Origin of the sequence: Pseudoxanthomonas sp. Soil82, from assembly GCF_040446535.1 — a bacterium.
Lineage (GTDB): Bacteria > Pseudomonadota > Gammaproteobacteria > Xanthomonadales > Xanthomonadaceae > Pseudoxanthomonas > Pseudoxanthomonas kaohsiungensis.
The window spans coordinates 97,238-122,939 of record NZ_JBEAAK010000001.1; the positions used below are offsets into that span (position 1 = coordinate 97,238).

Annotated in this window: 22 protein-coding genes and 2 pseudogenes; 4 read left to right on the plus strand and 20 right to left on the minus strand. The window is 71.4% G+C overall.

The features are described from left to right. Nucleotides 1-19 precede the first annotated feature (19 nt). The 5 genes and pseudogenes from rodA to ABKA19_RS00460 all read right to left on the minus strand — a co-directional run bounded on the left by rodA (nucleotide 20) and on the right by ABKA19_RS00460 (nucleotide 5,937). On the minus strand, nucleotides 20-1,141 hold the full coding sequence (gene rodA, locus ABKA19_RS00440; protein ID WP_353687167.1) for a rod shape-determining protein RodA: 1,122 nt from the start codon (nucleotides 1,139-1,141) through the stop codon (nucleotides 20-22). A gap of 224 nt (nucleotides 1,142-1,365) precedes the next feature. Continuing rightward, nucleotides 1,366-3,228: pseudogene (mrdA, locus tag ABKA19_RS00445) on the minus strand (penicillin-binding protein 2); the annotation flags it as partial. Between the two features lie 3 nt (nucleotides 3,229-3,231). Then, a complete protein-coding gene (gene mreD / locus ABKA19_RS00450; protein WP_353687168.1) occupies nucleotides 3,232-3,717 on the minus strand; it encodes a rod shape-determining protein MreD in 486 nt (161 codons plus the stop codon). Between the two features lie 26 nt (nucleotides 3,718-3,743). Beyond that, a pseudogene (mreC, locus tag ABKA19_RS00455) lies at nucleotides 3,744-4,787 on the minus strand (rod shape-determining protein MreC); the annotation flags it as partial. Nucleotides 4,788-4,890: 103 nt separating this feature from the next. After that, nucleotides 4,891-5,937: a rod shape-determining protein gene (locus tag ABKA19_RS00460; protein WP_162376930.1), complete on the minus strand. Its 1,047-nt coding sequence runs from the start codon at nucleotides 5,935-5,937 to the stop codon at nucleotides 4,891-4,893. A gap of 335 nt (nucleotides 5,938-6,272) precedes the next feature. Here ABKA19_RS00460 and ABKA19_RS00465 point away from each other — a divergent pair, with 335 nt between their 5' ends. Then, entirely contained in the window at nucleotides 6,273-7,208 is a 936-nt protein-coding gene (locus tag ABKA19_RS00465; RefSeq protein WP_353687169.1) for a carbohydrate kinase family protein, read from the plus strand. Between the two features lie 368 nt (nucleotides 7,209-7,576). Here ABKA19_RS00465 and ABKA19_RS00470 read toward each other — a convergent pair whose 3' ends face one another. The 3 genes from ABKA19_RS00470 to ubiE all read right to left on the minus strand — a co-directional run bounded on the left by ABKA19_RS00470 (nucleotide 7,577) and on the right by ubiE (nucleotide 11,617). Then, entirely contained in the window at nucleotides 7,577-8,320 is a 744-nt protein-coding gene (locus ABKA19_RS00470) for a hypothetical protein (protein ID WP_353687170.1), read from the minus strand. A 63-nt stretch (nucleotides 8,321-8,383) separates the two neighbouring features. Continuing rightward, the gene (locus ABKA19_RS00475) at nucleotides 8,384-10,399 is read right to left on the minus strand and encodes a M1 family metallopeptidase (RefSeq protein WP_353687171.1); all 2,016 of its coding nucleotides are present in this window, start codon (nucleotides 10,397-10,399) and stop codon (nucleotides 8,384-8,386) included. 441 nt (nucleotides 10,400-10,840) lie between these two features. Continuing rightward, a complete protein-coding gene (gene ubiE, locus ABKA19_RS00480; RefSeq protein WP_353687172.1) occupies nucleotides 10,841-11,617 on the minus strand; it encodes a bifunctional demethylmenaquinone methyltransferase/2-methoxy-6-polyprenyl-1,4-benzoquinol methylase UbiE in 777 nt (258 codons plus the stop codon). 242 nt (nucleotides 11,618-11,859) lie between these two features. Here ubiE and ABKA19_RS00485 point away from each other — a divergent pair, with 242 nt between their 5' ends. Beyond that, a complete protein-coding gene (locus tag ABKA19_RS00485) occupies nucleotides 11,860-12,315 on the plus strand; it encodes a nucleoside deaminase (RefSeq protein ID WP_353687173.1) in 456 nt (151 codons plus the stop codon). Between the two features lie 45 nt (nucleotides 12,316-12,360). Here ABKA19_RS00485 and ABKA19_RS00490 read toward each other — a convergent pair whose 3' ends face one another. Beyond that, nucleotides 12,361-13,245 carry a LysR substrate-binding domain-containing protein gene (locus tag ABKA19_RS00490; RefSeq protein ID WP_353687174.1) on the minus strand — a complete coding sequence of 295 codons (885 nt, stop codon included), beginning with the start codon at nucleotides 13,243-13,245 and terminating at the stop codon, nucleotides 12,361-12,363. 84 nt (nucleotides 13,246-13,329) lie between these two features. On the opposite strand from ABKA19_RS00490, the gene ABKA19_RS00495 reads away from it, so the two are divergent. Both ABKA19_RS00495 and ABKA19_RS00500 read left to right on the plus strand, forming a co-directional pair. Further along, the gene (locus tag ABKA19_RS00495) at nucleotides 13,330-13,911 is read left to right on the plus strand and encodes a LysE family transporter (RefSeq protein WP_353687175.1); all 582 of its coding nucleotides are present in this window, start codon (nucleotides 13,330-13,332) and stop codon (nucleotides 13,909-13,911) included. A gap of 2 nt (nucleotides 13,912-13,913) precedes the next feature. Further along, nucleotides 13,914-14,459, plus strand: coding sequence for an NADPH-dependent FMN reductase (locus tag ABKA19_RS00500; RefSeq protein ID WP_353687176.1), 546 nt, complete (start codon nucleotides 13,914-13,916; stop codon nucleotides 14,457-14,459). Nucleotides 14,460-14,480: 21 nt separating this feature from the next. Here the strand turns inward: ABKA19_RS00500 and hslU are convergent, their stop codons facing one another. The 11 genes from hslU to ABKA19_RS00555 all read right to left on the minus strand — a co-directional run bounded on the left by hslU (nucleotide 14,481) and on the right by ABKA19_RS00555 (nucleotide 25,649). Continuing rightward, a complete protein-coding gene (gene hslU / locus ABKA19_RS00505) occupies nucleotides 14,481-15,860 on the minus strand; it encodes an ATP-dependent protease ATPase subunit HslU (RefSeq protein ID WP_502945677.1) in 1,380 nt (459 codons plus the stop codon). Nucleotides 15,861-16,022: 162 nt separating this feature from the next. Continuing rightward, a complete protein-coding gene (gene hslV / locus ABKA19_RS00510; protein WP_162376922.1) occupies nucleotides 16,023-16,574 on the minus strand; it encodes an ATP-dependent protease subunit HslV in 552 nt (183 codons plus the stop codon). Between the two features lie 49 nt (nucleotides 16,575-16,623). After that, a complete protein-coding gene (locus tag ABKA19_RS00515; RefSeq protein WP_353687177.1) occupies nucleotides 16,624-17,118 on the minus strand; it encodes a DUF1203 domain-containing protein in 495 nt (164 codons plus the stop codon). Nucleotides 17,119-17,246: 128 nt separating this feature from the next. Further along, nucleotides 17,247-18,125 (minus strand): tyrosine recombinase XerC, encoded by an 879-nt coding sequence (gene xerC / locus ABKA19_RS00520; protein WP_353687178.1) that lies wholly within the window; start codon nucleotides 18,123-18,125, stop codon nucleotides 17,247-17,249. Nucleotides 18,126-18,392: 267 nt separating this feature from the next. Continuing rightward, nucleotides 18,393-19,082: a DUF484 family protein gene (locus ABKA19_RS00525; RefSeq protein ID WP_353687179.1), complete on the minus strand. Its 690-nt coding sequence runs from the start codon at nucleotides 19,080-19,082 to the stop codon at nucleotides 18,393-18,395. Next, the gene (gene dapF / locus ABKA19_RS00530) at nucleotides 19,079-19,918 is read right to left on the minus strand and encodes a diaminopimelate epimerase (RefSeq protein WP_353687180.1); all 840 of its coding nucleotides are present in this window, start codon (nucleotides 19,916-19,918) and stop codon (nucleotides 19,079-19,081) included. The genes ABKA19_RS00525 and dapF overlap by 4 nt, the downstream gene beginning before the upstream one ends. Next, nucleotides 19,911-20,147, minus strand: coding sequence for an LPS translocon maturation chaperone LptM (gene lptM, locus ABKA19_RS00535; protein WP_353687181.1), 237 nt, complete (start codon nucleotides 20,145-20,147; stop codon nucleotides 19,911-19,913). The genes dapF and lptM overlap by 8 nt, the downstream gene beginning before the upstream one ends. Before the next feature lie 43 nt (nucleotides 20,148-20,190). Continuing rightward, nucleotides 20,191-20,604: a YbaN family protein gene (locus ABKA19_RS00540; RefSeq protein WP_353687182.1), complete on the minus strand. Its 414-nt coding sequence runs from the start codon at nucleotides 20,602-20,604 to the stop codon at nucleotides 20,191-20,193. Nucleotides 20,605-20,770: 166 nt separating this feature from the next. After that, nucleotides 20,771-22,975, minus strand: a complete 2,205-nt coding sequence (locus ABKA19_RS00545) for a S9 family peptidase (protein WP_353687183.1) — start codon at nucleotides 22,973-22,975, stop codon at nucleotides 20,771-20,773. A 76-nt stretch (nucleotides 22,976-23,051) separates the two neighbouring features. After that, a complete protein-coding gene (locus ABKA19_RS00550; RefSeq protein ID WP_353687184.1) occupies nucleotides 23,052-25,181 on the minus strand; it encodes a prolyl oligopeptidase family serine peptidase in 2,130 nt (709 codons plus the stop codon). A 117-nt stretch (nucleotides 25,182-25,298) separates the two neighbouring features. After that, complete coding sequence (locus tag ABKA19_RS00555; RefSeq protein ID WP_353687185.1) at nucleotides 25,299-25,649, minus strand: hypothetical protein; 351 nt, start codon at nucleotides 25,647-25,649, stop codon at nucleotides 25,299-25,301. Nucleotides 25,650-25,702: the final 53 nt, after the last annotated feature.

Sequence of the window (25,702 nt, forward strand, 5' to 3'; positions counted from 1 at the left end):
CATCCGCCGGCCCGCGGCGTCAGCGGTAGCCATGCACCGGGCGGTGCGTGCGCACCGCCATCACCAGCCCGAGCCCGGCCAGCAGCGACACCGCCGAGGTACCACCGTAACTGAGCAGCGGCATCGGCACGCCCACCACCGGCAGCAGGCCGGAGACCATGCCGCCGTTGACCAGCACGTAGACGAAGAACGCCAGGCCCAGCGAACCGGCGAGCAGGCGCGAGTAGGTGTCGCGCGCTTCCATCGCGATCCACAGGCAGCGGCCTATCACGAACAGGTACAGCGCCAGCACCGTGGCCACTCCGATCCAGCCGAACTCCTCGCTCAGCACCGCGAACACGAAGTCGGTGGTCTGCTCGGGGATGAAGTTCAGGTGCGACTGGCTGCCCTCGCCCCAGCCCTTGCCGGTCAGGCCCCCGGACCCGATCGCGATCTTGGACTGGATGATGTTCCAGCCGGTGCCCAGCGGGTCGCGCTCGGGCTCCAGGAAGGTGAGGATGCGGTCCTTCTGGTACGGCCGCAGCAGCCAGATCCAGGCCGCCGGCGCGACCGCGGCCACGCCGCCGACGGCCACGCCGACCCACCACCACGGCAACCCCGCCAGCAGCAGCGCGAACACGCCGCTGGCCGCGATCAGCATGCCGGTGCCGAAATCCGGCTGCAGCAGGATCAGGCTGGTCGGCACGGCGACCAGCACGCCGGCCACCAGCACCGTGTCGATGCGCGGCGGCAGCGGCCGCCGGTGCAGGTACCAGGCGACCATCATCGGCAGGCTGATCTTCAGCAGCTCCGACGGCTGCAGGTAGAACACGCCCAGGTCCAGCCAGTGCCGGCCATGCTTGCCGGTGCCCACCAGCAGCACCGCGACCAGCGGCAGCAGCGAGAGCAGGTACACCGGCGGCGACCACGCGCGCAGGCGGATCACCGACACCCGCGACAGCGCCCACATGGCCAGCAGGCCGACCGCGAAGCGCGCGCCCTGGGCCTTGATCAGCGCCGGCCCGTTGCTGGCGCCGCCGGCGCTGTACAGCACCGCCAGGCCGAAGCCCATCAGCGCGAACAGCGCCAGCAGCAGCGGCCAGTCCAGCGTGCGCGTGGCACGCGCGCCGATGTCCAGCAGCCAGCGCAGGAAGTCCCTCAACGGCGCACCTCGCGTCCGTCCGCGCGGTCGCTGTCACGCTCGCCCGCGTTCGTCGGCGTCGGCGCCAAGGTCGGCGGTGGCGCTGCGCTGGACGCCGGTGCCGAAGCCGGCCGATCGACCAGGACGCGGGCTGCGGCCGAGGCGCCCGTGGCGGGCACGGGCTGCGCCTGCAGGCACGTCGCGTCTTCCGGCGCGCAGGCCGGCGCCGGCGCCGTCGCCGGTCCGTCGATCGGCTCCAGCCCGGCCGGCAGCTTGCCCAGCAGCCAGGCATCGAAGATCGCCTTGGCGATCGGCGCCGCGGTGCTGCCGCCATAACCGCCACCCTCCACGGCCACCGCCACTGCGATCTGCGGGTCGTCCGCCGGCGCATAGCCGATGAACAGCGCGCGATGGCGCAGGTGCATCGGCAGGCTGCGCGGATCGACCGCCGCGGTGCCGCGGCGGCTGACCACCTGCGCGGTGCCGGTCTTGCCAGCGATCAGGTAGGGCGAGCCGGCACCGATCGCGCGCGCGGTGCCGCCGGGCCCATGCACGGTCATGACCATGCCCTCGCGCACCACCTGCAGGTCCGCCGGGCTGTCGCTGATGAGGGTGGGCGCCGGCTGCGGCAGCGGCGCCCAGGGCGCGTCGAAGCGGTCGCGCCGCGCCTGCACCAGGTGCGGCCGCCGCAACCGGCCGTCGTCGGCCAGCGCGCCGGTGCCGCGCACCATCTGCAGCGGGGTCACCTTCCAGTCGCCCTGGCCGATGCTGATGTTCACCGTGTCGCCGGGATACCAGCGCTCCTTGCGGTTCTTCAGCTTCCAGGCCGGATTGGGCAGGATCCCGGTGTTCTCGCCGGACAGGTCGATGCCGCTGGGCTGGCCGAAGCCGTAGCGGCGCAGGTAACGGTCGATCTCGTCGATGCCCATGTCCAGGGCGAGCTTGTAGTAGTACGTGTTGACCGAATCGGCGATCGACTTGCGCGCATCGGTCCAGCCGTGGCCGCCGCGGTGCGAGTCGCCCCAGCCGCGCCGCGTGCCCGGCAGGTAGAACATGCCGGTGGACAGGGTGCGGTCCTCCGGCCGGCGGGTGCCGCTGTCCAGCCCGGCCAGGGCCAGGAACGGCTTGAGCGTGGAGCCCGGCGCCACGCCGCCGAGCACGGCGCGGTTGAACTGCGGCCGCGACGGGTTGTCGCTCAGGGCGCGGTAGTCGGCGTGCGAGATGCCGTTGACGAACAGGTTGGCGTCGAACGACGGCAGGCTGACCAGGGCCAGGATCTCGCCGGTGCGCGGGTCCATCGCCACCGCCGTGCCCTCCAGCTCGCCGAACGCGGCGACCGTGGCGCGCTGCAGCTCGGCGTCGATCGACAGGCGCAGGTCGGCGCCCGGCCGCGCCGGCACACGGCCCACGGTGCGCAGCGCGCGGCCCTGCACGTTGGTCTCGATCTGCTCGTAGCCGACCTGGCCGCGCAGCAGTTCCTCGTAGGCGCGCTCCACCCCGGTCTTGCCGATGTGGGTCAGCGCCGCGCCGCCCTCGCCCAGCTTGGCCAGGTCGTCCTCGTCGATCCGGCCGACGTAGCCGATCACGTGCGCGAACAGGTCGCCGTGGGGATAGTGCCGGGTCAGGTAGGGCTGCAGCTCGACGCCGGGGAAGCGCCAGCGGTTGACCGCGAAGGCCGCCATCTCCTCGTCGCTCAGGCGCAGCTTCAGGGTGATCGGCAGGAAGCCGCGACCGGACTTGCGCTCGCGCCGGAAGTGGGCGATTTCGTCCTCGTCCAGCGCGATCACCTGGCCCAGTTCGGCCAGCAGCTTGTCCAGGTCGCCGGCCTTGTCGGGGGTGACGTCGAGGCGGAACGCCGGCAGGTTCTCGGCCAGCAGCCGGCCCTGGCGGTCGTAGATCATGCCGCGCGCCGGCACGACGGGTTTTGGCCGGATGCGGTTGGCTTCCGAGCGGGTGGCGTAATCGTCGTGCTGCAGCACCTGCAGGCGGAAGTACCACGCGCCCAGGCCCAGCAGCGCCAGGGCCACGCCGATGAAGCCGATCGCGGCGCGGCGGCGGAACTGCTCGGCTTCCGCGTGCGGATTCTTGACCGGGCGACGGCTGTTCACGGCTCAGTCGCCACGCCGGCCCAGGCGCAGCGCATCCAGCAGCAGGAACAGCGGCGGCCACAGCAGCATGCCCAGCACCGGCGCCCACCAGTAATGCCAGGGCAGGGTCGGCTGTCCCAGCGCCAGGTGGATCGCCGCGCTGACGATGCGGTCGTTCAGCAGCAGCGCGCCGATCGCCAGGGCCTGCTGCGACAGCGGGAAGAACCGCAGCCGCGCGCGGAAGCGCTGCAGGATGAACGCCATGATCACCAGCCGCAGCGCCTGCTCGCCGAGCAGGCCGCCGTAGGCCAGGTCGGCCGCCAGCCCCACGCAGAAGGCCAGGCCCAGGCCGGCGCGCGAGGGCGCTTCGATCACCCAGTAGGCCAGCACCAGGGCCAGCCAGTACGGGCGCAGCGGCTGCAGCGCCTCCGGCAGCGGCAGCAGGCCCAGCAGCAGGGCCACGCACAGGCTCACCGGCAGGATCCAGCCGCCATCGCGCAGGCGGCTCATCGCGGCGTCTCCCGCGGCGGGTTCGGGTTGCTGGGCACCGCTGGCGGCGGGGTCGAGGCAGGCGGCCGCGCCGCGCCAGTGGCGTCTGCCTCTGCGCCGCTGCCATCGCGCGTGGCTGCCGGCCGCGGCGGAGGGCTGGCCGGAACGGTCGCCGGGCTGCTGGCCGGAGCGGCGTTCGCGGCGGCATTCGCGTCCGCCCCGGCCGCGGCGCCCGGGGCGGCCGGCAGTGGCAGCGGCGCACCGCTGCGCAACAGCAGCACGTCGCGGCCGCGGTCCAGCTGCGCGGCCGGCGCCAGTTCGCCGACCAGGAAGGCCTGGCTCTCGTCCGGCCGCAGCGCGGTGATGGTGGCCACCGGGAAGCCCGGTGGGAAGCGTCCGCCCAGGCCGGAGGTCACCAGGGTGTCGCCGACCTCCACGTCGCGGTTGAGCGGCACGTCGCGCAGTTCCAGCCGGTCGCCGCCGCCGTAGGCGATCAGGCGGACGCCATTGCGCGCGATCATCACCGGCACCGCGTGGTCCGGGTCGGTCAGCAGCAGCACGGTCGAATGCAGCGGCGTCACCTCGACCACCTGGCCGAGCAGGCCGCCGGCATCGATCACCGCCTGGCCCAGGCGCACGCCCTCGCGGCTGCCGGCGGCCAGCACCAGCCGCTGCCGCGAAGGCGCCAGGTCGATGTCGAGGATCGGCACCAGCTGCACGTCCAGGCCGCCACGCTCGACCACGCCGAGCAGGTCGCGCAGCTGGGCGTTGTCGATGGCGGCGTTGCGCAGCCGGGTCAGGCGCGCATTGGACAGCAGCAGGTCGTTGCGCAGCTGCCGGTTCTCCTCCAGCAGCGCCTCGCGCGAGGCCAGCCCGTCCTTGAGGCCGCTGCCCAGGCGTCCCGGCAGTCCGGCCAGCGCCCACACCGGCTGCACCAGCAGGCCGGCCTGGGTACGGGCCTGGTGCAGCCAGCCGCCGCGATGGTCCAGGACCAGCAGGGTGACGGCCAGCGCCAGGTACGCCAGCAGGCGCAGCGTGCCGGCGGTGTCACCAGGTCGGGCAGCGGCGGCAGGTCCGGGATAGGACGACACGGAGGACGGTCAGGGGCGCGGCGGCGAAGAGGGCAGTATGGCGGCGGACGCGGGCCTGCGCCCGCCGGTGCCGCGCCGCGGCGGGCACCACGTGGCGTCCGGCTCAGTCCGGGGCGAAGAACTCGTTGCCGTGCATGTCGACCATTTCCAGCGCACGGCCGCCACCGCGGGCGACGCAGGTCAGCGGGTCGTCGGCGACCTGCACGTGCAGGCCGGTCTCCTCGGAGATCAGCTTGTCCAGGTCGCGCAGCAGCGCGCCGCCGCCGGTCAGGACGATGCCGCGCTCGGCGACGTCGGCGCACAGTTCCGGCGGGGTCTGCTCCAGCGCCAGCTTCACCGCGGAAACAATTCCCGACAGCGGCTCGTGCAGCGCCTCGAGCACCTCGTTGGAGTTGATCTTGATCATCTTCGGCACGCCCTCGGCGAGGTTGCGGCCGGAGATCTCCATCTCGTGGACCACGGTCTGCGGATAGGCGCAGCCGAGCTCGACCTTGATCCGCTCGGCGGTGGCTTCGCCGATCAGCATGCCGTGGTTGCGGCGCACGTAGTTGGTGATCGATTCGTCGAAGCGGTCGCCGCCGATGCGCACCGACGCCGAATAGACGATGCCGTTCAGCGAGATGACCGCCACTTCGGTGGTGCCGCCGCCGATGTCGATGACCATCGAGCCGCGCGCTTCCGACACCGGCATGCCGGCGCCGATCGCCGCCGCCATCGGTTCCTCGATCAGGTACACGTCGCGGGCGCCGGCTTCCTCGGCCGACTCCTTGATCGCGCGGCGCTCGACCTGGGTCGAGCCGGCCGGCACACAGACCAGCACGCGCGGGCTCGGGCGCAGGAAGCGCGACTTGTGCACCTTCTTGATGAAGTGCTTGAGCATCGCCTCGGTGTAGGTGAAGTCGGCGATCACGCCGTCCTTCATCGGGCGGATGGTGGTGATGTTGCCGGGGGTGCGGCCGAGCATCTGCTTGGCCTCCGCGCCGACCGCGGCGACCGAGCGGGTGCCGCCGATGGCGCGGTCCTGGCGCACCGCGACCACCGAGGGTTCGTTCAGCACGATGCCCTGGCCGCGCACGTAGATCAGGGTGTTGGCCGTGCCCAGGTCGATGGACAGGTCGTTGGAGAACATGCCGCGGAGCTTCTTGAACATCGGGGGAGGCGGTCCTGGGGTCTGGCGGTGGAGCAGCGGGGAAGCCCGGCGACCCGCGCCCGGGGGCGGCGAGGGTGGCGAAAATTTGGGCAGAAACAAGGCCGGCTAGCCTAGCAACGGTACCCGGCCCGGGCAAGGAAATTCCACGGCAAAACCGCGGCTTTCGTCGCTGTCCCCGGGCGCCGGACGGGGATCGGGCCGCCCCGCCGGGCTGGCCGTGCCGGGATGCAGCCGGTAACCTTCGCACCGGCGCCGCGGTGCCGGGACGCGCGCCGTCCCGCACGCTCGCCGCCCGCGCCCCTTGCCCGCCCCCGGGCCTCCCGAGCAGCCAGACGATGTCCACCCTGATCTGTGGTTCCCTTGCCTACGACACCATCATGGTGTTCCCGGACCAGTTCAAGAACCACATCCTGCCGGACAAGGTCCACATCCTGAACGTGTCGTTCCTGGTGCCGCGGATGCGCCGCGAGTTCGGCGGCTGCGCCGGCAACATCGCCTACAACCTGCACCTGCTGGGCGGCAAGCCGGTCCCGATGGGCACCGTCGGTTCGGACTTCGGGCCCTACCGCGAGCATTTCCAGGCGCTGGGCATCGACCTGTCGCGGGTGAAGGTGATCGACGAGCTGTTCACCCCGCAGGCGTTCATCACCACCGACCACGACAACAACCAGATCACCGCCTTCCATCCCGGCGCGATGATGCGCTCCTACGAGAACCACGCCCGCGACGTGCCCGGCATCACCCTGGGCCTGGTCGGTCCCGACGGCCGCGAGGGCATGCTGCAGAACGCGAGCGAGTTCCAGGAGATGGGCGTGCCGTTCATCTTCGATCCCGGCCAGGCGATGCCGCTGTTCAACGGGCAGGAGCTGCGCCAGTTCATCGAGCAGGCCGACTACGTGGTCGTCAACGACTACGAGTCCAACCTGCTGCAGGAACGCACCGGCTGGAACGATCGCGAGATCGTCGCGCGGGTCAAGGCCTACATCACCACGCAGGGCCCGCGCGGCGCGCTGGTGCATACCCCGGAAAAGACCTACGACGTACCGCCGGCGCACGAGCGCCGCGTGGTCGACCCGACCGGCTGCGGCGACGCCTTCCGCGCCGGCCTGATCTTCGGCATCGACAAGGGCTACGACTGGCTGACCATCGGCCGCATGGGCAACCTGATGGGCGCGCTGAAGGTCGAGCACCCGGGCACCCAGAACCAGCGCTTCGACTTCGACGAATTCAACGACCAGTTCAAGCAGCAGTTCGGGTATTCGCTGGCCTGAGGGCGCCCGCTCCCATCCCGGCGGAGCTGGCGTCCCTGGACACCGCGGTCTGCCCTGCCGTACCTGCCTGGTGGGATGACGCGGCTTGCCTCACCACCCTGTTCCTCGAAATCCACGTCCCCTGCCGCGCGGTCGATACCTGCGCAACCTGCCGCGTGATCGCCGCCCTTGTAGAGCGGGGCTTGCCCCGCTGCCTCGTGCGGCATGCATCGTAGAGCAGCAGGGCAAGCCCCGCTCTACGGGAATGCGCCGCGCCGCAGCCACGCCTCCAGGTCGTGGCGACGCACGCGTGCGCGCCGGGCCCCGCCCGGCTTCTCCGGCATCCATGCACCGCGGACCGGATCATCGGCGGCGTGTAGCCGGCCGGCTCAGTCCCAGCCCGGCATCTGGCTGCCGTCCAGTCCACCGACCTCGAATACCGCGGTGCGGGTGCCGCCGGCCTTCACCGGGAACTCGATTTCCAGCACCTGCGCCTTGCGCGCCTGCTTCCACAGGCCGCGGTAGTCCTCGATGAACATCGCGATGGCCTCGTCGGTCTTCGGCCGCCAGGCGGACATCGGCTTGGCCGCCGCGTCGTCGAAGGCGACCTTGACCTTGCAGCCGCCGTAGCAGTCGAAATCGCCGCCTTCAAGCACCAGGTAGGCGCTGCGCTTCCACTCAGGGTGGTCGCGGATCACCAGCTGCACCGTGGCCGGGGCGCTGCCGCCGGTATCGAGCGGTTCCTTGCTGAAGATCGCCGCCGTGCGCTGCTCGCCCTTGCCGGCGGCCACGCGCGCGTAGTTCCACAGCGCGGCCAGGCGGCGCTGCTCGCGCGCGGCGTCCGCCCTGGCGGTGACGTCGGCCAGCGCCGGCTCGACCGCCGCCGCCGCCTCGGTAACCGGATACTGCGCCAGCAGCGCGCTGCCGTGGATGCGCGCCAGCTCCCAGTTGTTGGCCGCCACGGCCGCGTCGTATTCGCCCTGCAGTTTCGTGGCGGCCAGTTCCTTCGCCTGCGCTTCGGCGGCGGCCTGCGCCTGGCGCTGCGCTTCGCGGTCGGTGCAGGCGGTAGTGGCCAGCAGGACGGCGCCGCAAATCAGCGCGGAAAGGGCGAGCCGGGAATGGACAGGTTGCATCGACGCGCTCCTCGACGGATGCGGAATGAAAGCGCGCCGGTCGGGCCGGCGCGCATGGACCGGTTACGGCTGCGTCGGCTGTTCGGCCGATGCGTCCGCCGGTGCTTCTGCCTGCCCGTCGGCCGGAGCCACCGGTGGGAAAGCCGGAGCCGCCAGTGCGGCAGCCTTGTCGGCCCGCTGCAGCAGCGCCTCGACCGAGGCGGTGGTGATCGGGTGGTAGCCGGGGCGCGCGCGGGCGAATACTTCATGCGCGAAGGCCAGGCCGTCCGGCGTCTTCACCAGTTCCTCGTAGATCGGCATGATCAGCTTGCGCCGGCCGACGCGCTCGATGAACTCGCCCGCGGCCGGCCGCGCCTCCAGGTAACCGCTGCGCAGCGCCAGCGGATACCAGCGCATGGCGATCTCGCCATTGGCCGTGCCGGTGAACTTGTAGGCGGCGTCGAGCTGGGCCAGCTGCTCGGGCTTGAGCGCTTCGCCCATGCCTTCCAGGAAGTGCACCCAGGCCTGGGTGCCCCACTCGCTGGTGATCTGCGCGTTGGGCAGCAGCGCGCTGCCGCGCCAGGCGATGCGCGCGGTGTCGACGTTGGAGAACGTGCGCGACTGCGCCTGCGGCGCGAACGCCGGGATCCCCGGCTGGTTCAGCCACGCATCCAGTTCCTCCGGGCGCACCGCGTTGGGGTTCTTCGGCAGCAGGTTCTTCTTCAGGTAGGCGACGAACTGGTCGCTGTCGGCGCTCTGGAAGGCGTGGTCGTCGAACCAGCCGCGCAGGAACGGATCGAACACCTCGCGGCCGAAGCGCTGCTCCAGGAACTGCAGGAACCACGAACCCTTGACGTAGGCCACTTCGCTCAGCGCCTCGTCCGGGTCGCGCTCGCTCAGCGGCGGCAGCACCAGCGCCTGCTGCTCCGGGCTCATCCCGGCCATGTCCTTCTTCACCCCGGCCTGGTCGATCTGGCGCTCCATCTCCGCCATCTCGGTGCCGTACAGCGCCTCGGTGATGCGGCCCTGCACGTAGGTGGTGAAACCCTCGTTGAGCCAGATGTCCTTCCAGCTGGCGTTGGTCACCAGGTTGCCCGACCAGCTGTGCGCCAGTTCATGGGCGATCAGCGAGACCAGCGACTTGTCGCCAACGATCACCGTGGGAGTAATGAAGCTCAGGCGCGGGTTCTCCATGCCGCCGAACGGGAACGACGGCGGCAGCACCAGCATGTCGTAGCGCTCCCAGCGGTACGGGCCGTACAGCTGCTCGGTGGTGGCGATCATCTGCTCGGTGTCGGCGAACTCGGCGGTGGCGCGGTCGACCATCGAAGGCTCGGCCCACACGCCGCTGCGTTCGGAGATCGGCTTGAACACCAGGTCGCCGGCGGCGATTGCCAGCAGGTACGACGGGATCGGCTGCGGCATCTTGAACGTGTAGTCGCCGTCGCGCTCCGCATTCGGGTCGTTGTCGGCGCTCATCAGCACCATCACGTCCGGGCGGCTGGTGACGTGCGCGCTATAGGTGAAGCGCACGCTCGGGGTGTCCTGCAGCGGCACCCAGCTGCGCGCGTGGATCGCCTGCGACTGGCTGAACATGAAGGGCAGCTGCTTGCCCTCGGTCATCGACGGCTCCAGCCACTGCAGGCCCGAGGCGGTCGGCGCGGTGTGGTAGGTGACGCGGACCTGCGGGTTGCGCTGCGGCGCCTCGATGGTCAGCTTGCTGCCGAACACCGGGTCGGCGTCGGCCAGGGCGAACTGCAGCGGCGCCCAGGCGCCGTCGGCCTGGCCCTCGACCTTCTGGATGGTCAGCTCGCGGGTGTCGAGCACCAGCTGGGTGGCCTTGGGATCGGTCCAGTCCAGGGTGTAGGTGGCGGTGCCGGCGAGCTGCTTCCGGTCGAAGTCCAGCGCCAGCTCCAGGGCCAGGTCGGTGATCCGGACCTGGTCGGGCTGGGCGAAGGAGCTTTCATCGTGGCGACGCTCGGATACCGCGGCGGCCTTGGCCGGCTGGGCGGCGGACTGGGCGTCGGCCGGGGCCTTGTCGCCGGAGCAGCCGCCGGCGGCGGTGACCATGGCAAGGGAGAACAGGAAGGAAAGACGCATGCGGGGCGGAGCCTGGAACGGGGAAGCGGGCAGTTTACCTCGCGCTGCCTGAGTGGCTGTCGAGCCCCGGTGGTCGGGCTGTGCGCCCATGCTGGAGCGGGCTTGCCAGCCAACCGTTGCACGCGGGCCCGACCACGAGCCGCGGCCCCACCCTATCGGGTCGCCCATAAGGATGGGCTCCTACACGGGCTTCGCGCGGCGTCTTTTTTGTAGGAGCCGATTCATCGGCGACCCGACGCCGGCGGCACCGGCGGCGACCCCGCTCTTCCGGCGCCCGGGTCGCCCATGAGGATGGGCTCCTACAGGGGGTTCGCGCGGCATCTTTTTGTAGGAGCCGATTCATCGGCGACCCGACGCCGGCGGCACCGGCGGCGACCCCGCTCTTCCGGCGCCCGGGTCGCCCATGAGGATGGGCTCCTACAAAAGGTTGGGCCGGACGGCTCAGACCTTGTAGCCGGTATGCACCGCCACGATCCCGCCGCTCAGGTTGACGTAGCCGCAGCGCGACAGCCCGGCCTCTTCCATCATCGCCTTCAGCGATTCCTGCGGCGGGTGCTTGCGGATGCTCTCGGCCAGGTACTGGTAGCTGCCCGGATCGCCGGCGAACAGGCTGCCCAGCTTCGGCAGCACCTTGAACGAGTGGAAGTCGTACAGCGGCTTGAACCACTCCGCCTTGACCTCGGAGAACTCCAGCACCCGCGCCTGGCCACCGACGCGCAGCACGCGGGCGATCTCGCGCAGCGCCGCGTCCTTGTCGGTGACGTTGCGCAGGCCGAAGGCCATGGTCACCAGGTCGAAGCTGGCATCCGGGAACGGCAGCTTCTCGGCATTGCACTGCACGTAGTCCAGGCCGGCGACCAGGCCGCGGTCGGTCAGCCGGTCGCGACCGACCGAGAGCATGCCGGCATTGATGTCGCCCAGCACGATCGTGCCGGAGTCACCGACGCGCGGCTTCAGCAGCGCGGCGATGTCGCCGGTACCGCCGGCCAGGTCGAGCACGCGGTCGCCCGGCTTGACCTGGCAGGTCGCGACGAAATAGCGCTTCCAGACCCGGTGGATGCCCAGGCTCATCAGGTCGTTCATCAGGTCGTACTTGCCGGCGACCGAGGTGAAGACCTCGCCGACCAGCTTCTGCTTCTCGCCCGCCGGCACGTCGCGGAACCCGAAGTGGGTGGTGCCGGCTTCGTACGGGGAGGGCTTGTCGTGTGCATCGCTCATGCCGCGATTATGGCACCGCGGGCCGGCGGCCACGATCACGACAGCGCGGAGCCGGCAGCTCCCGGCCATCGCGCAGTCCTCCACGGCGCGGCGGCGGTCGGCCCTGGCGGACAAGCGCATTGCCGGAACCGCATCCGTTGCCCGCTGCGGGCGTGCCGGCGCAACCCCCGGGAGCCATCAGGCGACCGCTGCGATTCACGTCGCGCTGGCGTACGCTGGCCCTCCCCCGTGGATCGCACCCGATGACCGCCCTCCCCGACTACCGCGCCATGCTCGCCGTCGCCGTCGAAGAAGCCCGCCAGGGCCTGGCCGAGGGCGGCATCCCGATCGGCGCGGCGCTGTTCTCCCGCGACGGCACCCTGCTCGGCCGCGGCCACAACCGCCGCGTGCAGGAGGGCGACCCGTCGGTGCACGGCGAGACCGATGCGTTCCGCAAGGCCGGCCGCCAGCGCTCCTACCGCGACACGATCATGGTCACCACGCTGTCGCCGTGCTGGTACTGCAGCGGGCTGGTGCGCCAGTTCGGCATCGGCACGGTGGTGATGGGCGAGTCGGCCAACTTCTGCGGCGGCCACGAGTGGCTGCGCGAGCACGGGGTCGAGGTGGTGGACCTGGCCGACCCGGAGTGCATCGCGATGCTCGGCAACTGGATCGCGGCCAATCCGGCGGTGTGGAACGAGGACATCGGCGAGGACTGACGCCGCATCCCGGTCGGGCCCGGCCGGAAGAACACGCCTGCCGCTTCAATCGCCGGCGCGCGCCTGCAGCCAGTCGACGAAGCGCTCCAACGCGGCCGGAACCTTGCCGTTGCCGGGCATCACGATCCAGTACGCCTGCGGCAACGGGATTTCATAGGGACCGAACGGCTGCACCAGCACGCCGCTGTCCAGTTCGCGCCGGGCCAGGCGCCGGCGCGCGAGGGCCACGCCGAGACCCTGCGCGGCCGCCTCGATCACCAGGTGCGAGGACGGAAACGACTGCCCCTGCGATACGTCCAGCGTCGCCGGGCCCGGCCCATCGCGCCAGCGCGACCACGCCGCGTTCGGATCGTGGTCGTGCAACAGGGGCAGATCCCGCAAGGTCTTCAGCGGCCATGGCGTGCGCCGCCGCAGCAGGCTAGGACTGGCGACCGGCACCAGCGCATCGTCCATCCACGGCCGCGCGTTCGGCCAGGGACCGGCGCCCATGCGCAATGCGATGTCGACCTGCTCGCGCGACAGGTCGACCAGGTCCGAGCGCACCGAGACCGATATACGCGTACGCGGATGCGCCTGGCGGAACGCCGGCAGGCGCGGCAGCAACCAGCGGGTGGCGAAGGATTCGGTGGTGGAGACCACCAGTTCGCGCGCGTGCGCGGGCCGCCGCTCCCTGTGCAGCGCCAAGTGCAGGCGCGCGAATGCGGCCTCCGCGGCGTCGGCGATCTCCTGCCCGCGGCGGGTCAGGCCGATCGCGTCGCCCGGATGCCGCCGTGGCTGCAGCAGCGGCGCCCCCGCCGCACGTTCGAGTTCGCAGAGGCGGCGGCTGACCGCCGAATGGGCGATGCCCAGGTGGCGCGCGGCGGCACGCACGCCACCGTGGCGGACCACCTCGTGGAATGCGGCGAGGGCCTGGAGCGGGAGCCTGTCCATGGTCTCCAGATTAGACCATGGCGATGCCGGCGCACGACCGCCTCCGCCGCGACACTGGCCGCCGTCCGTTCCCGGGTACCGCCGATGGCCGCGCTTGCACTGCTGATCTTCGCTTCCACCATCACGCCCGGCCCGAACAACCTGGTGCTGCTGCATCGCGGAGCGACGCGCGGATTCCTCGCCGGCCTGCCGGCCTGCCTGGGGATCGCCTTCGGTGGCAGCGTGATGCTTGCGATCGCCCTGGCCGTGCTGGGCGCCGGCGCGCTTCCGCGGGCGGCCATGCCCTGGCTGGGAAGCGCCGGCGCGGCGATGCTGCTGGCGATGGCCCTGGCCCTCTGGGCGACGCGGCCCGGGGACGCGCCGTTGCACGCATCGCCGGCCGGCTTCTGGACCATGGCTGCGTTCCAGCTGGCCAATCCGAAGGCCTGGGCGTTCCTCGCTTCGCTGGCCGCGCTTCATGCCGCCGGTGGCGCCGTCTCGGCCGCCGCCACGGTCGCGGTCTTCGCCGGGGCCAGCCTCCTGTGTTCGGCGATCTGGCTGGGTGGCGGCCGCCTGATGTCGCGCCTGCTCGCCACGCCGCGCCGGTCGCGCCTGTTCAACCGCGCCATGGCCGTGGCGATGGCCGCGATGGCCGCACACCTCCTGCTCCGCACCTGGAATCCCTGACCATGAAGCTACTCGCACTTTCCGGCAGCACCCGCCGCGACTCCTGGAACACCCGGCTGCTGCATGCCGCGGCCGCAGCCGCGCCCGCCCGCGCCGAGGTGGCGTGGGCACCCGACCTGTCGGCATTGCCGCACTTCGGCGAGGACATCGAAGCGCAGGCGCTCGCCAGCGGCCCGGTCGCCGCATTCGTCGCGGCCGTGCATGCCGCCGATGCCCTGCTGGTCGCCACGCCGGAATACAACCAGTCGATCCCCGGCACGCTCAAGAACGCACTCGACTGGCTGTCGCGCGGCGCCGATGCCGACCGGCTCGCGGGCAAGCCGGTGGCCGTGGCCGGCGCCACCGTCGGCCCCTGGGGAACGCGGCTGGCACAGGCGCACCTGCGCCATGTCCTGGGCGTCATCGGCCTGCGCGTGGTGGGCCCTTCGCTGTTCGTCGCCGGGGCGGCCAGCCGCTGGGACGCGGAGGCCGGCCGCTGGGACGCCACCGTGCAGGCGCGGCTGCAGGCATGGATGGATGCGACGGTCGCCGCGGCCGGTGCCGGCTGAACGGCCGGCGCATGGCGCGACTCAGAGGATGTAGCGGCTCAGGTCCGGGTCCTGCACCAGTTCGCCCAGGTGCGCGTCGACGTAGGCGCGGTCGACCGTGACCGACTGGCCGTCGCGGTCCGGGGCCTCGTAGCTGAGCGTGTCGAGCAGGCGCTCGAGCACGGTGTGCAGGCGGCGGGCGCCGATGTTCTCCTGGCGTTCGTTGACCTGGGCGGCGATCTCGGCGAGGCGCTCGACCGCTTCGGGGGCGAAGGCCAGGGTGACGCCCTCGGTGCCCAGCAGTTCCACGTACTGCCGCGTCAGCGCGGCCTTCGGCTCGGTGAGGATGCGGACGAAGTCGTCCTTGCTCAGCGCCGACAGCTCGACCCGGATCGGGAAACGGCCCTGCAGCTCCGGGATCAGGTCGCTCGGCTTGGCCAGGTGGAACGCGCCGGAGGCGATGAACAGGATGTGGTCGGTCTTCACCGTGCCGTAGCGGGTGGAGACGCTGGAGCCTTCGACCAGCGGCAGCAGGTCGCGCTGCACACCCTCGCGGCTGACGTCGCCGCCGGTCATGCCGGTGCCGCTGCGCTTGGCCACCTTGTCGATCTCGTCGATGAAGACGATGCCGTGCTGCTCGCAGGCCTCGATCGCCTGCGCCCGGATCTCGTCCTCGTTGACCAGCCGGCCCGCTTCTTCCTCGACCAGCAGCGGGCGCGCGGCCTTGATCGACACAGTGCGCTTCTGGGTCTTGTCGCCGCCCAGGTTGGCGAACATCTGCCGCAGCTGCTGGCCCATCTCCTCCATGCCCGGCGGGGTCATGATGTCGACGCCGGCATTGGCGGCGAGGTCCAGTTCGATCTCGCGCTCGTCCAGCTCGCCTGCGCGCAGCATCCTGCGGAACTTGGCCCGGGTCGAATCCTCGGGGCCGGACACCTGCACCTCCGCGCGAGCGGCCGGATCGAAGCCCATGGCCGCGGCGCGGCGCGGCAGCAGCGCATCGAGGATGCGCTCCTCGGCGCGCTCCTCGGCCTGCAGCCGCACCTTCACCTTGGCCTGCTCGCGGTACATCTTCACCGCAGTGTCGGCCAGGTCGCGCACGATCTGCTCCACATCCTTGCCGACGTAGCCGACCTCGGTGAAGCGGGTCGCCTCGACCTTGACGAACGGGGCATTCGCCAGCGTCGCCAGCCGGCGCGCGATCTCGGTCTTGCCCACGCCGGTGGGGCCGATCATCAGAATGTTCTTCGGCATCACCTCGTTGCGCAGCTCCGGGTCCAGCTGCATGCGCCGCCAGCGGTTGCGCAGGGCGATGGCCACCGCGCGCTTGGCCGACTGCTGGCCGACGATGTGGCGGTCGAGCTCCTGCACGATCTCGCGCGGGGTCATGGTGGCGGAGGTGTTGTCGAAGTTGTGCGACATGGACGTGCTCACTGGTGGCTGTAAGGCGGGGCCATGCGGCCGCCGGCCTTCGGGTGGACGGCCCCCGGGCCGGGGGCGATCACGGGATGCGGGATCTGGAACAGGCTTGGCGCCCGGCGCGGCGACACCGCATGGCGACGGCGCCGGTGCGATGACGCGGCCTCAGAGTTCTTCGACGACGACGTTGCGGTTGGTGTAGATGCAGATGTCGCCGGCGATGCCGATCGCCTCGGTGGCGATCGTCCTGGCGTCGAGCTGCGTGTGGGCCATGAGCGCGCGCGCGGCCGACAGCGCGTAGCTGCCGCCGGATCCGATCGCGATGATGCCGTCCTCCGGCTCGATCACGTCGCCGGTGCCGCTGATGACCAGCGAGGTCTCGCGGTCGGCCACCGCCAGCAGCGCCTCGAGCTTGCCCAGTCGGCGCTCGGTGCGCCAGTCCTTGGCCAGCTCCACCGCGGCGCGGGTGAGCTGGCCGTGCTTCTCGAGTTTGGCCTCGAACAGCTCGAACAGGGTGAACGCATCGGCCGCCGCGCCGGCGAAGCCGGCCAGCACCTGGCCGTCGCGGCCCAGCCGCCGCACCTTGCGCGCATTGCCCTTCATCACCGTGTGGCCGAGCGTGACCTGGCCGTCGCCGGCGATGGCCACCTTGTCGCCGCGGCGCACGCAGACGATCGTGGTGGCGTGGAAAACGTTGGGGTTCTGGCTGGGGTCCATGCGGCCTCCGTGGGCTGTCACACGGACATGGGGACAGGCCCGGCCGCGATCAAGCCTTCCGCACCGCCGGCGTCCAGGTCCGTTCGGCCAGGCAGGAGTAACAACCGTGGCGGGCGTTGTGCAGGTGGGCATAGGCCACCTCGGCGCGTGCGAACGCCGCCTCCAGCCAGGCGGCCACCACGCGGCCCTCGCACACCTGCGCGTCCACCATCCGGTGCGCCCGGTCGTAGGCGCGCACCGAGATCAGCCGGCTGGCCACGTACGGCGGCACCTGGCCGGGCGGCAGCACGCGCCGGCGCGCGCCGCGGCGGACATAGACCGGGCCGCTGGCGCGGTAGGGCGAGCGTGCGGACAGGTGTTCGTGGTTCAGCAACAGCAGCTCCTCGCCCACGCGTGCGTCCTCCAGGCCGACACGGCATGGAAAGCCGCGATCGGCGTCGGCGAAACGGCGGACGATGCCGCGCGCGGCGAGCTCCGCGTCGTCGAGCAGGAACAGCGGTTCGAAAGGGGCCGGATCCAGGCCGGCCAGGCGGAACGGCGACATGCGCGGACCTTGCAAGAGGAGGGGCATGCAGGATCGCAGGCGCGCGCGCCGCCGGCTCGCCGGATCCGGACATGGCACGCGCGGGCTCCGCCGTGGCGGCGCGCAGGCCGGGTGGCGGCGGCGCAGGCTCAGCGCTTGCGCCGGGCGCGCGGGTGCGCGGCGTCGTAGACCTTGGCCAGGTGCTGGAAGTCGAGGTGGGTGTAGATCTGGGTGGTGGCGATGTCGGCGTGGCCGAGCAGCTCCTGCACGCCACGCAGGTCGCCGGAGGATTCCAGCACGTGGCTGGCGAAGCTGTGCCGCAGCATGTGCGGGTGCACGTTCTTGAACAGGCCCTGGCGCGCTGCGAGCTGGCGGATGCGGACCTGCACGGCACGCTGGCTGATGGCGCCGCCGCCGCGGCCGGGGAAGACGAAGTCGTCGGCCTGTGCACCGGTGGAGGCGCGCCAATCGCCGAGCGCGCGGCGCGCGTGCGAGCCGACCGGCACGCTGCGCTGCTTGGCGCCCTTGCCGAGCACGGTGACCAGGCCCGCGTCCAGGTCCAGGTCGCGCCAGCGCAGCGCGCAAAGCTCGCTCAAGCGCAGGCCGGAGGAGTAGAACAGCTCGAGCAGCGCGCGGTCGCGCAGGCCCAGCGGTGTATCGGTCGGCACTTCGACCAGCCGCACCGCTTCGTCCACGTCCAGCACCTGCGGCAGGCGTCGCGGTGCCTTGGGCGCGCGCAGGCCGGCAGCGGGACTGGCCGGTACCGCGCCGTTCTTCAGCAGCCAGGCGTAGTAGCTGCGGCAGGCGGACAGGCGCCGCTGCAGGCTCTTGGGCGACAGCCCGCGCCGGTGCTCGGCGGCGACGAACTCGCGCAGGTGGGTCGCATCGAGCCGGCACGTATCGCCGGCGCCCTGCGCCAGCGCCCAGCCGGCGAGCGCATCGAGGTCGCGGCGGTAGGCGTCGAGCGTATGCGCCGACATCGCCCGTTCCACGCGCAGGTGCTCGAGGAAGTCGTCGATGCCGTTCATCGGGGGCGGCCGCCATCATGCATGGGTGCATGATGCGCGCAAACGGGCAACGCCGCGATCCCGGCCTCGTGGTGGTGCTCGTAGAGCGGGGCTTGCCCCGCTTCGCCACGTCTACCGGCGCAGCGAGCAGCGGGGCAAGCCCCGCTCTACGTCGAGCAGGCCGCGCAGGGCGATCCTGGAAAACGCAAACGCGCCACAGGCGGTGAAGAAGCGCTGGCACCGATGGCGTTGCGGCCGGGAGCCTGTGGCTGCCGGCGCCGATCGGCGTCAGTCGGCGAAACGCTCAAGCGCCACCACCAGCGCCTCGCCCATCATCCGCAGGAACAGGGTGCCCATGCCGGGATAGAAGCGGTTCGGATCGTGGCTGCCGACGGCCACCAGGCCCACGCCGCTCAGCGCCAGCAACGCGCTGGACTGCACCTCCTCCTGGCGCGGTCCGTACAGCACCGCGTTCTTTTCCGCCTGCAGGCGGCCGCACAGCGGCTCGCCGTCGCGCAGGGCGTCGCGGAACGGCACCAGGTCCGGTTCGCCTTCGCCGCGTACCTGCAGCCATTCGGCGTCCTCCATCCCGGTCACCGGCCGGAACGAGACGATCCGCACCAGGTCGCCGTTGAAGTCCTCGGCCAGGGAGGCGGCCATCGCCCGCAGGGTGTCGGCGTAGTCGGCCTGGCGCATCAGCGACAGGGTCAGCTGGTGCGTGCGCACCGCCAGCCGCTCGTTCTCCAGGGCATTGGCCGACAGTTCGGCCAGTCGCCGCGACAGTTCGCGGTTCTTGTCGCGCAGCACTTCCAGCTGGTAGCTGGCCAGCGAGGCGGCACGGCCGTCGTCGCGCGGCACCACCAGGCTCAGGGCCAGGTCGGGAAACTGCTTGAGGAACCCCGGATGCCGGCGCAGCCAGGTCGCGACCTCGTGCGCGCCCAGCTTTTCGCCGTGCCTGTCCTGAAGCTGGTCGCTCATGCCTGCCATTCCCCCTCGAATACGAAAGCCGCCGGTCCGGCCATGATGACCTCCGCGCGGTCGTCCGGCCAGCGGATGCGCAGGTCGCCGCCGAGCAGCGAGACGGTCGCCTCGCGCGCGATGCGGCCGCGGCGGACCAGCGCAGCCACCGCCGCACAGGCGCCGCTGCCGCAGGCCAGGGTCTCGCCGACGCCGCGCTCGAACACGCGCAGGCGGACGTGGTCCGGCGCCAGCACCTGGACGAAGCCGACATTGACCGATTGCGGGAACGCCGGCGAACGCTGCAGGGCCGCGCCGATGCCGGCGACGTCGGCGGCGGCCACGTCGGGCACCTCGATCACCGCATGCGGGTTGCCCATCGACACGGCGGCGAACGCCACGCTGCCGCCTTCCAGGTCCAGCGCGTACTGGTCGCCGGCAGCAGCGAGCCCGGCCAGCGGCACGTCGGCCGGATCGAAACGCGGCACGCCCATGGCGATCGCGTAGCGGCCGTCGCCCACGTTCTCCACCTCGTGGCGGCCGACCGGGCTGTCGACCACGAAGCGCGCACCCGATGCGCTCCCGTCGCGGACCAGCCAGGCGGCCACGCAGCGCGCGCCGTTGCCGCACTGGCCCGACGGACTGCCGTCGGCGTTCCAGATGCCGTACGCGGCGACCGCGCCGGGACTGCGCGGCGCTTCGATGGTCAGGATCTGGTCGCAGCCCACGCCGGTGTGGCGATCGGCCAGCCGGGAGGCGAGCGCGGCATCGGGCGGCGGCGTGCCGCCGCGCAGGTCGATGACGACGAAGTCGTTGCCCGCGCCGTGCATCTTGCTGAAGCGCAGCGGCTCAGCCATCCCCGTCGCCGCCGGTCGGGTCGTCCACCGCGTCGTCGGCCTGGTCCTGCAGCGCCGGGTCGACGGCGGGTCCGGGCCCGGTGGCCGGGGGTGTTTCGGCCGGCGGCGGTGCGGGCATTTCCTGCTCCACCGGCACCGGCTTCTGCGGCATCACCAGCGGCCCCTTGTTGCCGCAGGCGGCCAGGACCAGGGCGACGGCAACGGCGGAAAGGATCGTCTTGAGGTTCATGCGCGGCAGTATAACGAGGCCGCGCCAAGGGGCCGTGTGCGCATCAAGGCCCGGGCTCGCGCGGCGTCGGCTCCGGCCGCAGCCACAGCCAGGTGCCGACCACGGCCATGCAGGCGATCGGCAGGACGGCCATCCAGGCGCGGTGCGAGGGCACCGTGGCCATCACCAGCAGCAGGATCGCGGCGCAGGCCAGCATCATCCAGGTCGCCGCCCACTTGGCGCGGCGCGGGACCGCGCCATGCTCGCGCCAGGCCAGGATCACCGGGCCGAAGTGCGGGTGGGCCAGCAACCGCCGCTCCAGCCGCCGCGAGCCGCGGGTGGCGGCCCAGGCGGCGACGATCACGAACACGGTGGTCGGCAGGCCCGGTACGAAGATGCCGACGATGCCCACGCCCAGGCTGGCGTAGGCGAGCAGCCACCAGGCCCAGCGGAATCGGTTGCGGTCGCGGTCGCCCATCGGTGCCCATGATAGGCGCCGGCCGGCTCGCCTTGCAGGAGCCGATTCATCGGCGACCCGACGCTGTCGGCACAAGCGAAGCCCTCGTGATTCCGACGCCCCTGTCGCCGATGAATCGGCTCCTACAAAAAACCCTCCGCCTGCGGGGAGGGGGTGATCGGATGCGCTACTTCGCCTCGGCCACGCCCAGCTGGTCGAGCACGAAGGCGTAGTACTCGGCCTGCTCGCGGAAGCGCTGGAAACGGCCCGACTTGCCGCCGTGGCCGGCCTCCATGTTGGTGCGGAACACCACCGGACGGGTGCCGGTGTTCACGTCGCGCAACCGGGCCACCCACTTGGCCGGCTCCCAGTACTGCACCTGCGAGTCCCACAGTCCGGTGCCGACGAACAGCGCCGGATAGTCCTGCGCCTTAACGTTGTCGTAGGGCGAGTACGACAGCATGTAGTCGTAGAACCGCCGTTCCTGCGGGTTGCCCCACTCGTCGTACTCGTTGGTGGTCAGCGGGATGGATTCGTCGAGCATGGTGGTGACCACGTCCACGAACGGCACCTGCGCCACCATCACCCGGTAGTCGGCCGGGGCCTGGTTGGCCACCGCGCCCATCAGCAGGCCGCCGGCGCTGCCGCCGGAGGCGGCCACGCGTCCCGGTGCGGCGTAACCGAGCTTCACCAGTTCACGGGTCACGTCGACGAAGTCGTTGAAGGTGTTCTGCTTCTTCAGCAGCTTGCCGTCCTCGTACCACTGGCGGCCCATCTCCTGGCCGCCGCGGATGTGGGCGATCGCGTAGACCACGCCGCGGTCGAGCAGGCTCACCACCGGCGAATTGAAGGCCGGATCCATCGAGATGCCGTAGCTGCCGTAGGCGTACTGGAACAGCGGCGCGGTGCCGTCCTTGCGCAGGCCCTTGCGGTAGACGAGCGACACCGGCACCTTCGCCCCGTCGCGCGCGGTCACCCACACCCGCTCGGTCACGTACTTCGCCGGGTCGTAGCCGGGCACGGGCTGCTGCTTGAGCAGGCGGCGCTCGCCGGTGGCGACGTTCAGCTCGTAGGTGGTCGCCGGCGTGGCCAGCGAGGTGTAGCCGTAGCGCAGCCAGCCGCTGTCCGGCTCGGCGTTGACCGACAGGCCCATCGAGTAGACCGGCTCGTCGGCGGCGACGTACTGCTGGCTGCCATCGGCCTTGAGCAGGCGGATCCGCTCCAGGCCGCCGGAACGCTCGGCCACCGCGGTGAAGCCGTCGAACAGCTCGAACTCCTCGATGAACACGCCCGGATCGTGCGCCAGCCAGTCGCTCCACTGCGCGCGCGAGGTCGCGTCGCTGGGCGCGGTGGCCAGCTTGAAGTTGGTCGCCGGCTTGCCGTCGGCGCCGGGCGCGTTGGTGCGGATCACCCAGCGGCCGCCGAGGTGGTCGGCGTCGTATTCCACGTCGCGCTCGCGCTTGGCCAGCACGGTGAACGCTCGCGGGTCGGCCGCCGGCGCGTAGCGCAGCTCGGATGCGACCGTGCTTTCCACGCCGATGGTGATGAAGCGGTCGTCGCGGGTGCGGCCGATGCCCATGTAGAAGCTGTCGTCGTGCTCCTCGTAGACCAGCGCGTCCTGCGCCACCGGGGTGCCGAGCACGTGCTTCTTCACCCGCACGGTGAGCAGGGTCTCCGGGTCGTTCTCGACATAGAACAGGGTGCGGTTGTCGTCGGCCCAGACGAGGTTGGGCGAAACGCCCTCGATCGTCTCCGGCCATACCCGGCCCGTTTCCAGGTCGCGGAAGCGGATCGTGTACTGGCGGCGGCCGACCGCATCGTCGGCCCACGCCAGGATCCGGTTGTCCTGGCTGACGGCATAGTCGCCGACGCTGAAGTAACCCTTGCCCTCGGCCATGGCGTTGACGTCGAGCAGCACCTGTTCGCCGGCGAAGTCGCCGCGCTCGTTGGCGGCCTGGATCGACAGCGCATCGATGCCCGGGCCGTCCTGGCGGCGCGCATGCACCGGGTAGTCCTTGCCGTTCTCGAAGCGCGAGTAGTACCACCAGCCGCGCTCGCGGTAGGGCACCGAGCTGTCGTCCTGCTTGATGCGGCCGACGATCTCGTCGTAGAGCGTGTCCTGCAGCGGCTTGAGCGGGGCCATCACCGCGTCGGTCCAGGCGTTCTCCGCCTCGAGGTAGGCCAGCATGGCCGCGTCCTTGCGGTCGTCGTCGCGCAGCCAGTAGTACTCGTCCTCCCGGGTGGCGCCGAACGGCGCGGTCACCGGATGCGGCTTGCGCACCGCATCGGGCGCGGTCGCGGGAGGCGCGGCCGGCGGGGCCGCGGCGGCGTTCGAGGGCGGGGTCGGCAGGGTCATCAGCAGGGCCAGCAGGAGCGAAGCGGGAAGTTTCATCGATGGGGTCCGGTCGGAGCGATTCCAAGCCGCGCATGGGCAGCGCCCCCGGATTCCGGGGGCGCTGGGTGGATCCTTACTTGCCGACGGCGCCGTCGGCCTTGCCGTCCGCACCGGCGGACAGGCGCTGCCAGAGGAAGCTGTACGCCAGCGCCGCCATGTGCGCGGCCTGGGCGTTGTTGGCCGCGCCGCCGTGGCCGCCTTCGATGTTCTCGTAGTAGGTCACGTCCTTGCCGGCCTCGATCATCTTCGCCGCCATCTTGCGCGCGTGGCCGGGATGGACCCGGTCGTCGCGGGTGGAGGTGGTGAAGATCACCGGCGGGTAGGTCTTCGCCGGATCGAACAGGTGGTACGGCGAGAAGGTCCGGATGAACTCCCAGTCGGCCGTGTCCGGGTTGCCGTACTCGGCCATCCACGAGGCGCCGGCCAGCAGCTTGTTGTAGCGCTTCATGTCCAGCAGCGGCACCTGCACCACCACCGCGCCGAACAGCTCCGGGTACTGGGTGAGCATGTTGCCGGTCAGCAGGCCGCCGTTGCTGCCGCCCTGCACGCCCAGGTGCCGCGGCGAGGTGATCCTGCGGTCGATCAGGTCCTGGGCGACCGCGGCGAAGTCCTCGTAGGCCTTGTGCCGGTTGGCCTTGAGCGCGGCCTGGTGCCAGCGCGGGCCGTACTCGCCGCCGCCGCGGATGTTGGCCACCGCGTACACGCCGCCGCGATCGAGCCACGAACGGCCCAGCCCGCCGGAATAGCCGGGGGTCAGCGCGATCTCGAAACCGCCGTAGCCGTACAGCAGGGTCGGGTTGCTGCCATCGGCCTTCAGGCCCTTCGGCCGCACCAGGAAGTACGGCACCCGGGTGCCGTCCTTGCTGGTGGCGAAGTGCTGCTCGATCACGTCGTTGGAGCCGTCGAAGAACGACGGCATCGCCTTGAGCTGCTCCGGCGCCTTGCCCAACTGGGCCAGCGACAGGGTGGTCGGGGTCAGGTAGTCGGTGGCGGTCAACCACACCGCGTCGGATTCGTCGTCGTCCACGGCCGACACGCCCAGCGTGCCGAACGCCGGCGCACCCACGAATTCCCCGCGCTTCCAGCCCTGCGCGGTCGGGGTCAGCACGCTCAGCCGGTTCTTGACGTCGTCCAGCACGTTCAGCACCAGGTGCGACTTCGTCCACGAGTAGCTGGCCAGCGAGGTGCTGTCGGTCGGCTCGAACAGCACGTCGAACTCGCGCTTGCCCGCCATGAAGCCGCCGAAGTCCGTCGCCAGCAGCGAGCCGGCCGGGTAGGTCTTGCCGCCCACCGTCCACGGCTCGCGCAGTTCCAGGGTCAGCCACTGGCGCTTGACGCCCTTGTTGGCCGAATTGGGCGCATCGACCTTGGCCAGCTTGCCGTCCTTGCCGACCAGGTACAGCTCGTCGTTGTAGAAGGCCAGCGTGCGGCTGACGAAGTCGCGCTCGAAGCCCGGCGTGTCGTCGTGGTAGGCGGCGATGTACATGTCGTCCGCCTTGCCCTCGTACACCACCTGCGCCGATTCCAGCGGCGTGCCGCGCTTCCAGCGCTTGACCACCCGCGGATAGCCGGACTCGGTCATCGTGCCGGCGCCGAAGTCGGTGTAGACGTAGACGGTGTCGCGGTCGATCCAGCCGAGCGCGCCCTTGGCCTCCGGACGGAAGAAGCCGCCCTCGACCCAGCGCTTGCTGGCGACATCGAACTCGCGGGTGACGTCGGCGTCGGCGCCGCCGCGCGACAGCGCGACCAGGCAGCGGTTGTATTCCGGACGCAGGCAGTCGGCGCCGTGCCAGACCCAGTTCTCGCCCTCGGCCTTGTTCAGCGCATCCAGGTCGATGATCGTTTCCCAGGCCGGGTTCGGCTTGCGGTACTCCTCCAGCGTGGTCCGGCGCCAGATGCCGCGCTCGTGGTTCCGGTCCTTCCAGAAGTTGTAGTACCAGTCGCCGATCTTCTGCACGCCGGGAATCTTGGCGTCGGAATCGAGGACCTCGCGGATGCCCGCCTCCATCGCCTTGAATTCGGGGCTGGACGCCAGCGCGGCGTCGGTCTTCGCGTTCTGGGCACGGACCCAGTCCAGCGGCTTGTCGCCGGTCACGTCCTCCAGCCACTGGTAGGGGTCGTTGGCCACGGCGGGCTCCTGGGCATGGGCCGCACCGGCGGCGATGAGGCCTGCGAACAGGCAGGCCTGGGCGAAACGGGACATCAAGCGGCTCCGGGTGCTGCGAAACAGACCCGGGACGCTAGCACAGCTCCGTCCGCGCCCCCTGTGCCGATGGTCAGGCGCAGTCGAATGCCGGTAAAGACCCCGCCACGGGCGGCGTCAGGCCGCCCGGCGTGCGACGCGCGGATCCGGCCGGCCGGCACCGCGTGGCATGGCGCGCCGGCGCGCCTGGCCGCCGCCGCGCCGGCGTCGCGGGCCACGCACGACCGCGCGCAGGCCGGCCGGCAGGGCGAACCGGTGCAGGGCCCACCAGGCCGCGGCAGGCATCGCCACCAGCCACATCGGCCACCATCCCAGCCACGCACTGGAACCGCGCAGGGCCGGCACCAGCAGCACGGCCAGCAAGCCCACCACGAGCCAGCACCGCAGCAGCCGGTCCAGGGCCGGATCCGGGCGTTGCCCCGGCAGGTACGGGGCGAAGACGGCGGGCGTGGGCGACCAGGTCGGCATGGCGGCGGCTCCTTCGGTTGGGAGGCGCAGGTTGGACCGGCGCCATCTCAGGA

Bases quoted from the DNA above. Each gene is read 5' to 3' on its own strand.
- mreD (WP_353687168.1), bottom strand. From the start codon at position 3,717: ATGAGCCGCCTGCGCGATGGCGGCTGGATCCTGCCGGTGAGCCTGTGC.
- ABKA19_RS00460 (WP_162376930.1), bottom strand. From the start codon at position 5,937: ATGTTCAAGAAGCTCCGCGGCATGTTCTCCAACGACCTGTCCATCGAC.
- ABKA19_RS00465 (WP_353687169.1), top strand. From the start codon at position 6,273: ATGTCCACCCTGATCTGTGGTTCCCTTGCCTACGACACCATCATGGTG.
- ABKA19_RS00470 (WP_353687170.1), bottom strand. From the start codon at position 8,320: ATGCAACCTGTCCATTCCCGGCTCGCCCTTTCCGCGCTGATTTGCGGC.
- ABKA19_RS00475 (WP_353687171.1), bottom strand. From the start codon at position 10,399: ATGCGTCTTTCCTTCCTGTTCTCCCTTGCCATGGTCACCGCCGCCGGC.
- ubiE (WP_353687172.1), bottom strand. From the start codon at position 11,617: ATGAGCGATGCACACGACAAGCCCTCCCCGTACGAAGCCGGCACCACC.
- ABKA19_RS00485 (WP_353687173.1), top strand. From the start codon at position 11,860: ATGACCGCCCTCCCCGACTACCGCGCCATGCTCGCCGTCGCCGTCGAA.
- ABKA19_RS00490 (WP_353687174.1), bottom strand. From the start codon at position 13,245: ATGGACAGGCTCCCGCTCCAGGCCCTCGCCGCATTCCACGAGGTGGTC.
- ABKA19_RS00495 (WP_353687175.1), top strand. From the start codon at position 13,330: ATGGCCGCGCTTGCACTGCTGATCTTCGCTTCCACCATCACGCCCGGC.
- ABKA19_RS00500 (WP_353687176.1), top strand. From the start codon at position 13,914: ATGAAGCTACTCGCACTTTCCGGCAGCACCCGCCGCGACTCCTGGAAC.
- hslU (WP_502945677.1), bottom strand. From the start codon at position 15,860: ATGTCGCACAACTTCGACAACACCTCCGCCACCATGACCCCGCGCGAG.
- hslV (WP_162376922.1), bottom strand. From the start codon at position 16,574: ATGGACCCCAGCCAGAACCCCAACGTTTTCCACGCCACCACGATCGTC.
- ABKA19_RS00515 (WP_353687177.1), bottom strand. From the start codon at position 17,118: ATGTCGCCGTTCCGCCTGGCCGGCCTGGATCCGGCCCCTTTCGAACCG.
- xerC (WP_353687178.1), bottom strand. From the start codon at position 18,125: ATGAACGGCATCGACGACTTCCTCGAGCACCTGCGCGTGGAACGGGCG.
- ABKA19_RS00525 (WP_353687179.1), bottom strand. From the start codon at position 19,082: ATGAGCGACCAGCTTCAGGACAGGCACGGCGAAAAGCTGGGCGCGCAC.
- dapF (WP_353687180.1), bottom strand. From the start codon at position 19,918: ATGGCTGAGCCGCTGCGCTTCAGCAAGATGCACGGCGCGGGCAACGAC.
- lptM (WP_353687181.1), bottom strand. From the start codon at position 20,147: ATGAACCTCAAGACGATCCTTTCCGCCGTTGCCGTCGCCCTGGTCCTG.
- ABKA19_RS00540 (WP_353687182.1), bottom strand. From the start codon at position 20,604: ATGGGCGACCGCGACCGCAACCGATTCCGCTGGGCCTGGTGGCTGCTC.
- ABKA19_RS00545 (WP_353687183.1), bottom strand. From the start codon at position 22,975: ATGAAACTTCCCGCTTCGCTCCTGCTGGCCCTGCTGATGACCCTGCCG.
- ABKA19_RS00550 (WP_353687184.1), bottom strand. From the start codon at position 25,181: ATGTCCCGTTTCGCCCAGGCCTGCCTGTTCGCAGGCCTCATCGCCGCC.
- ABKA19_RS00555 (WP_353687185.1), bottom strand. From the start codon at position 25,649: ATGCCGACCTGGTCGCCCACGCCCGCCGTCTTCGCCCCGTACCTGCCG.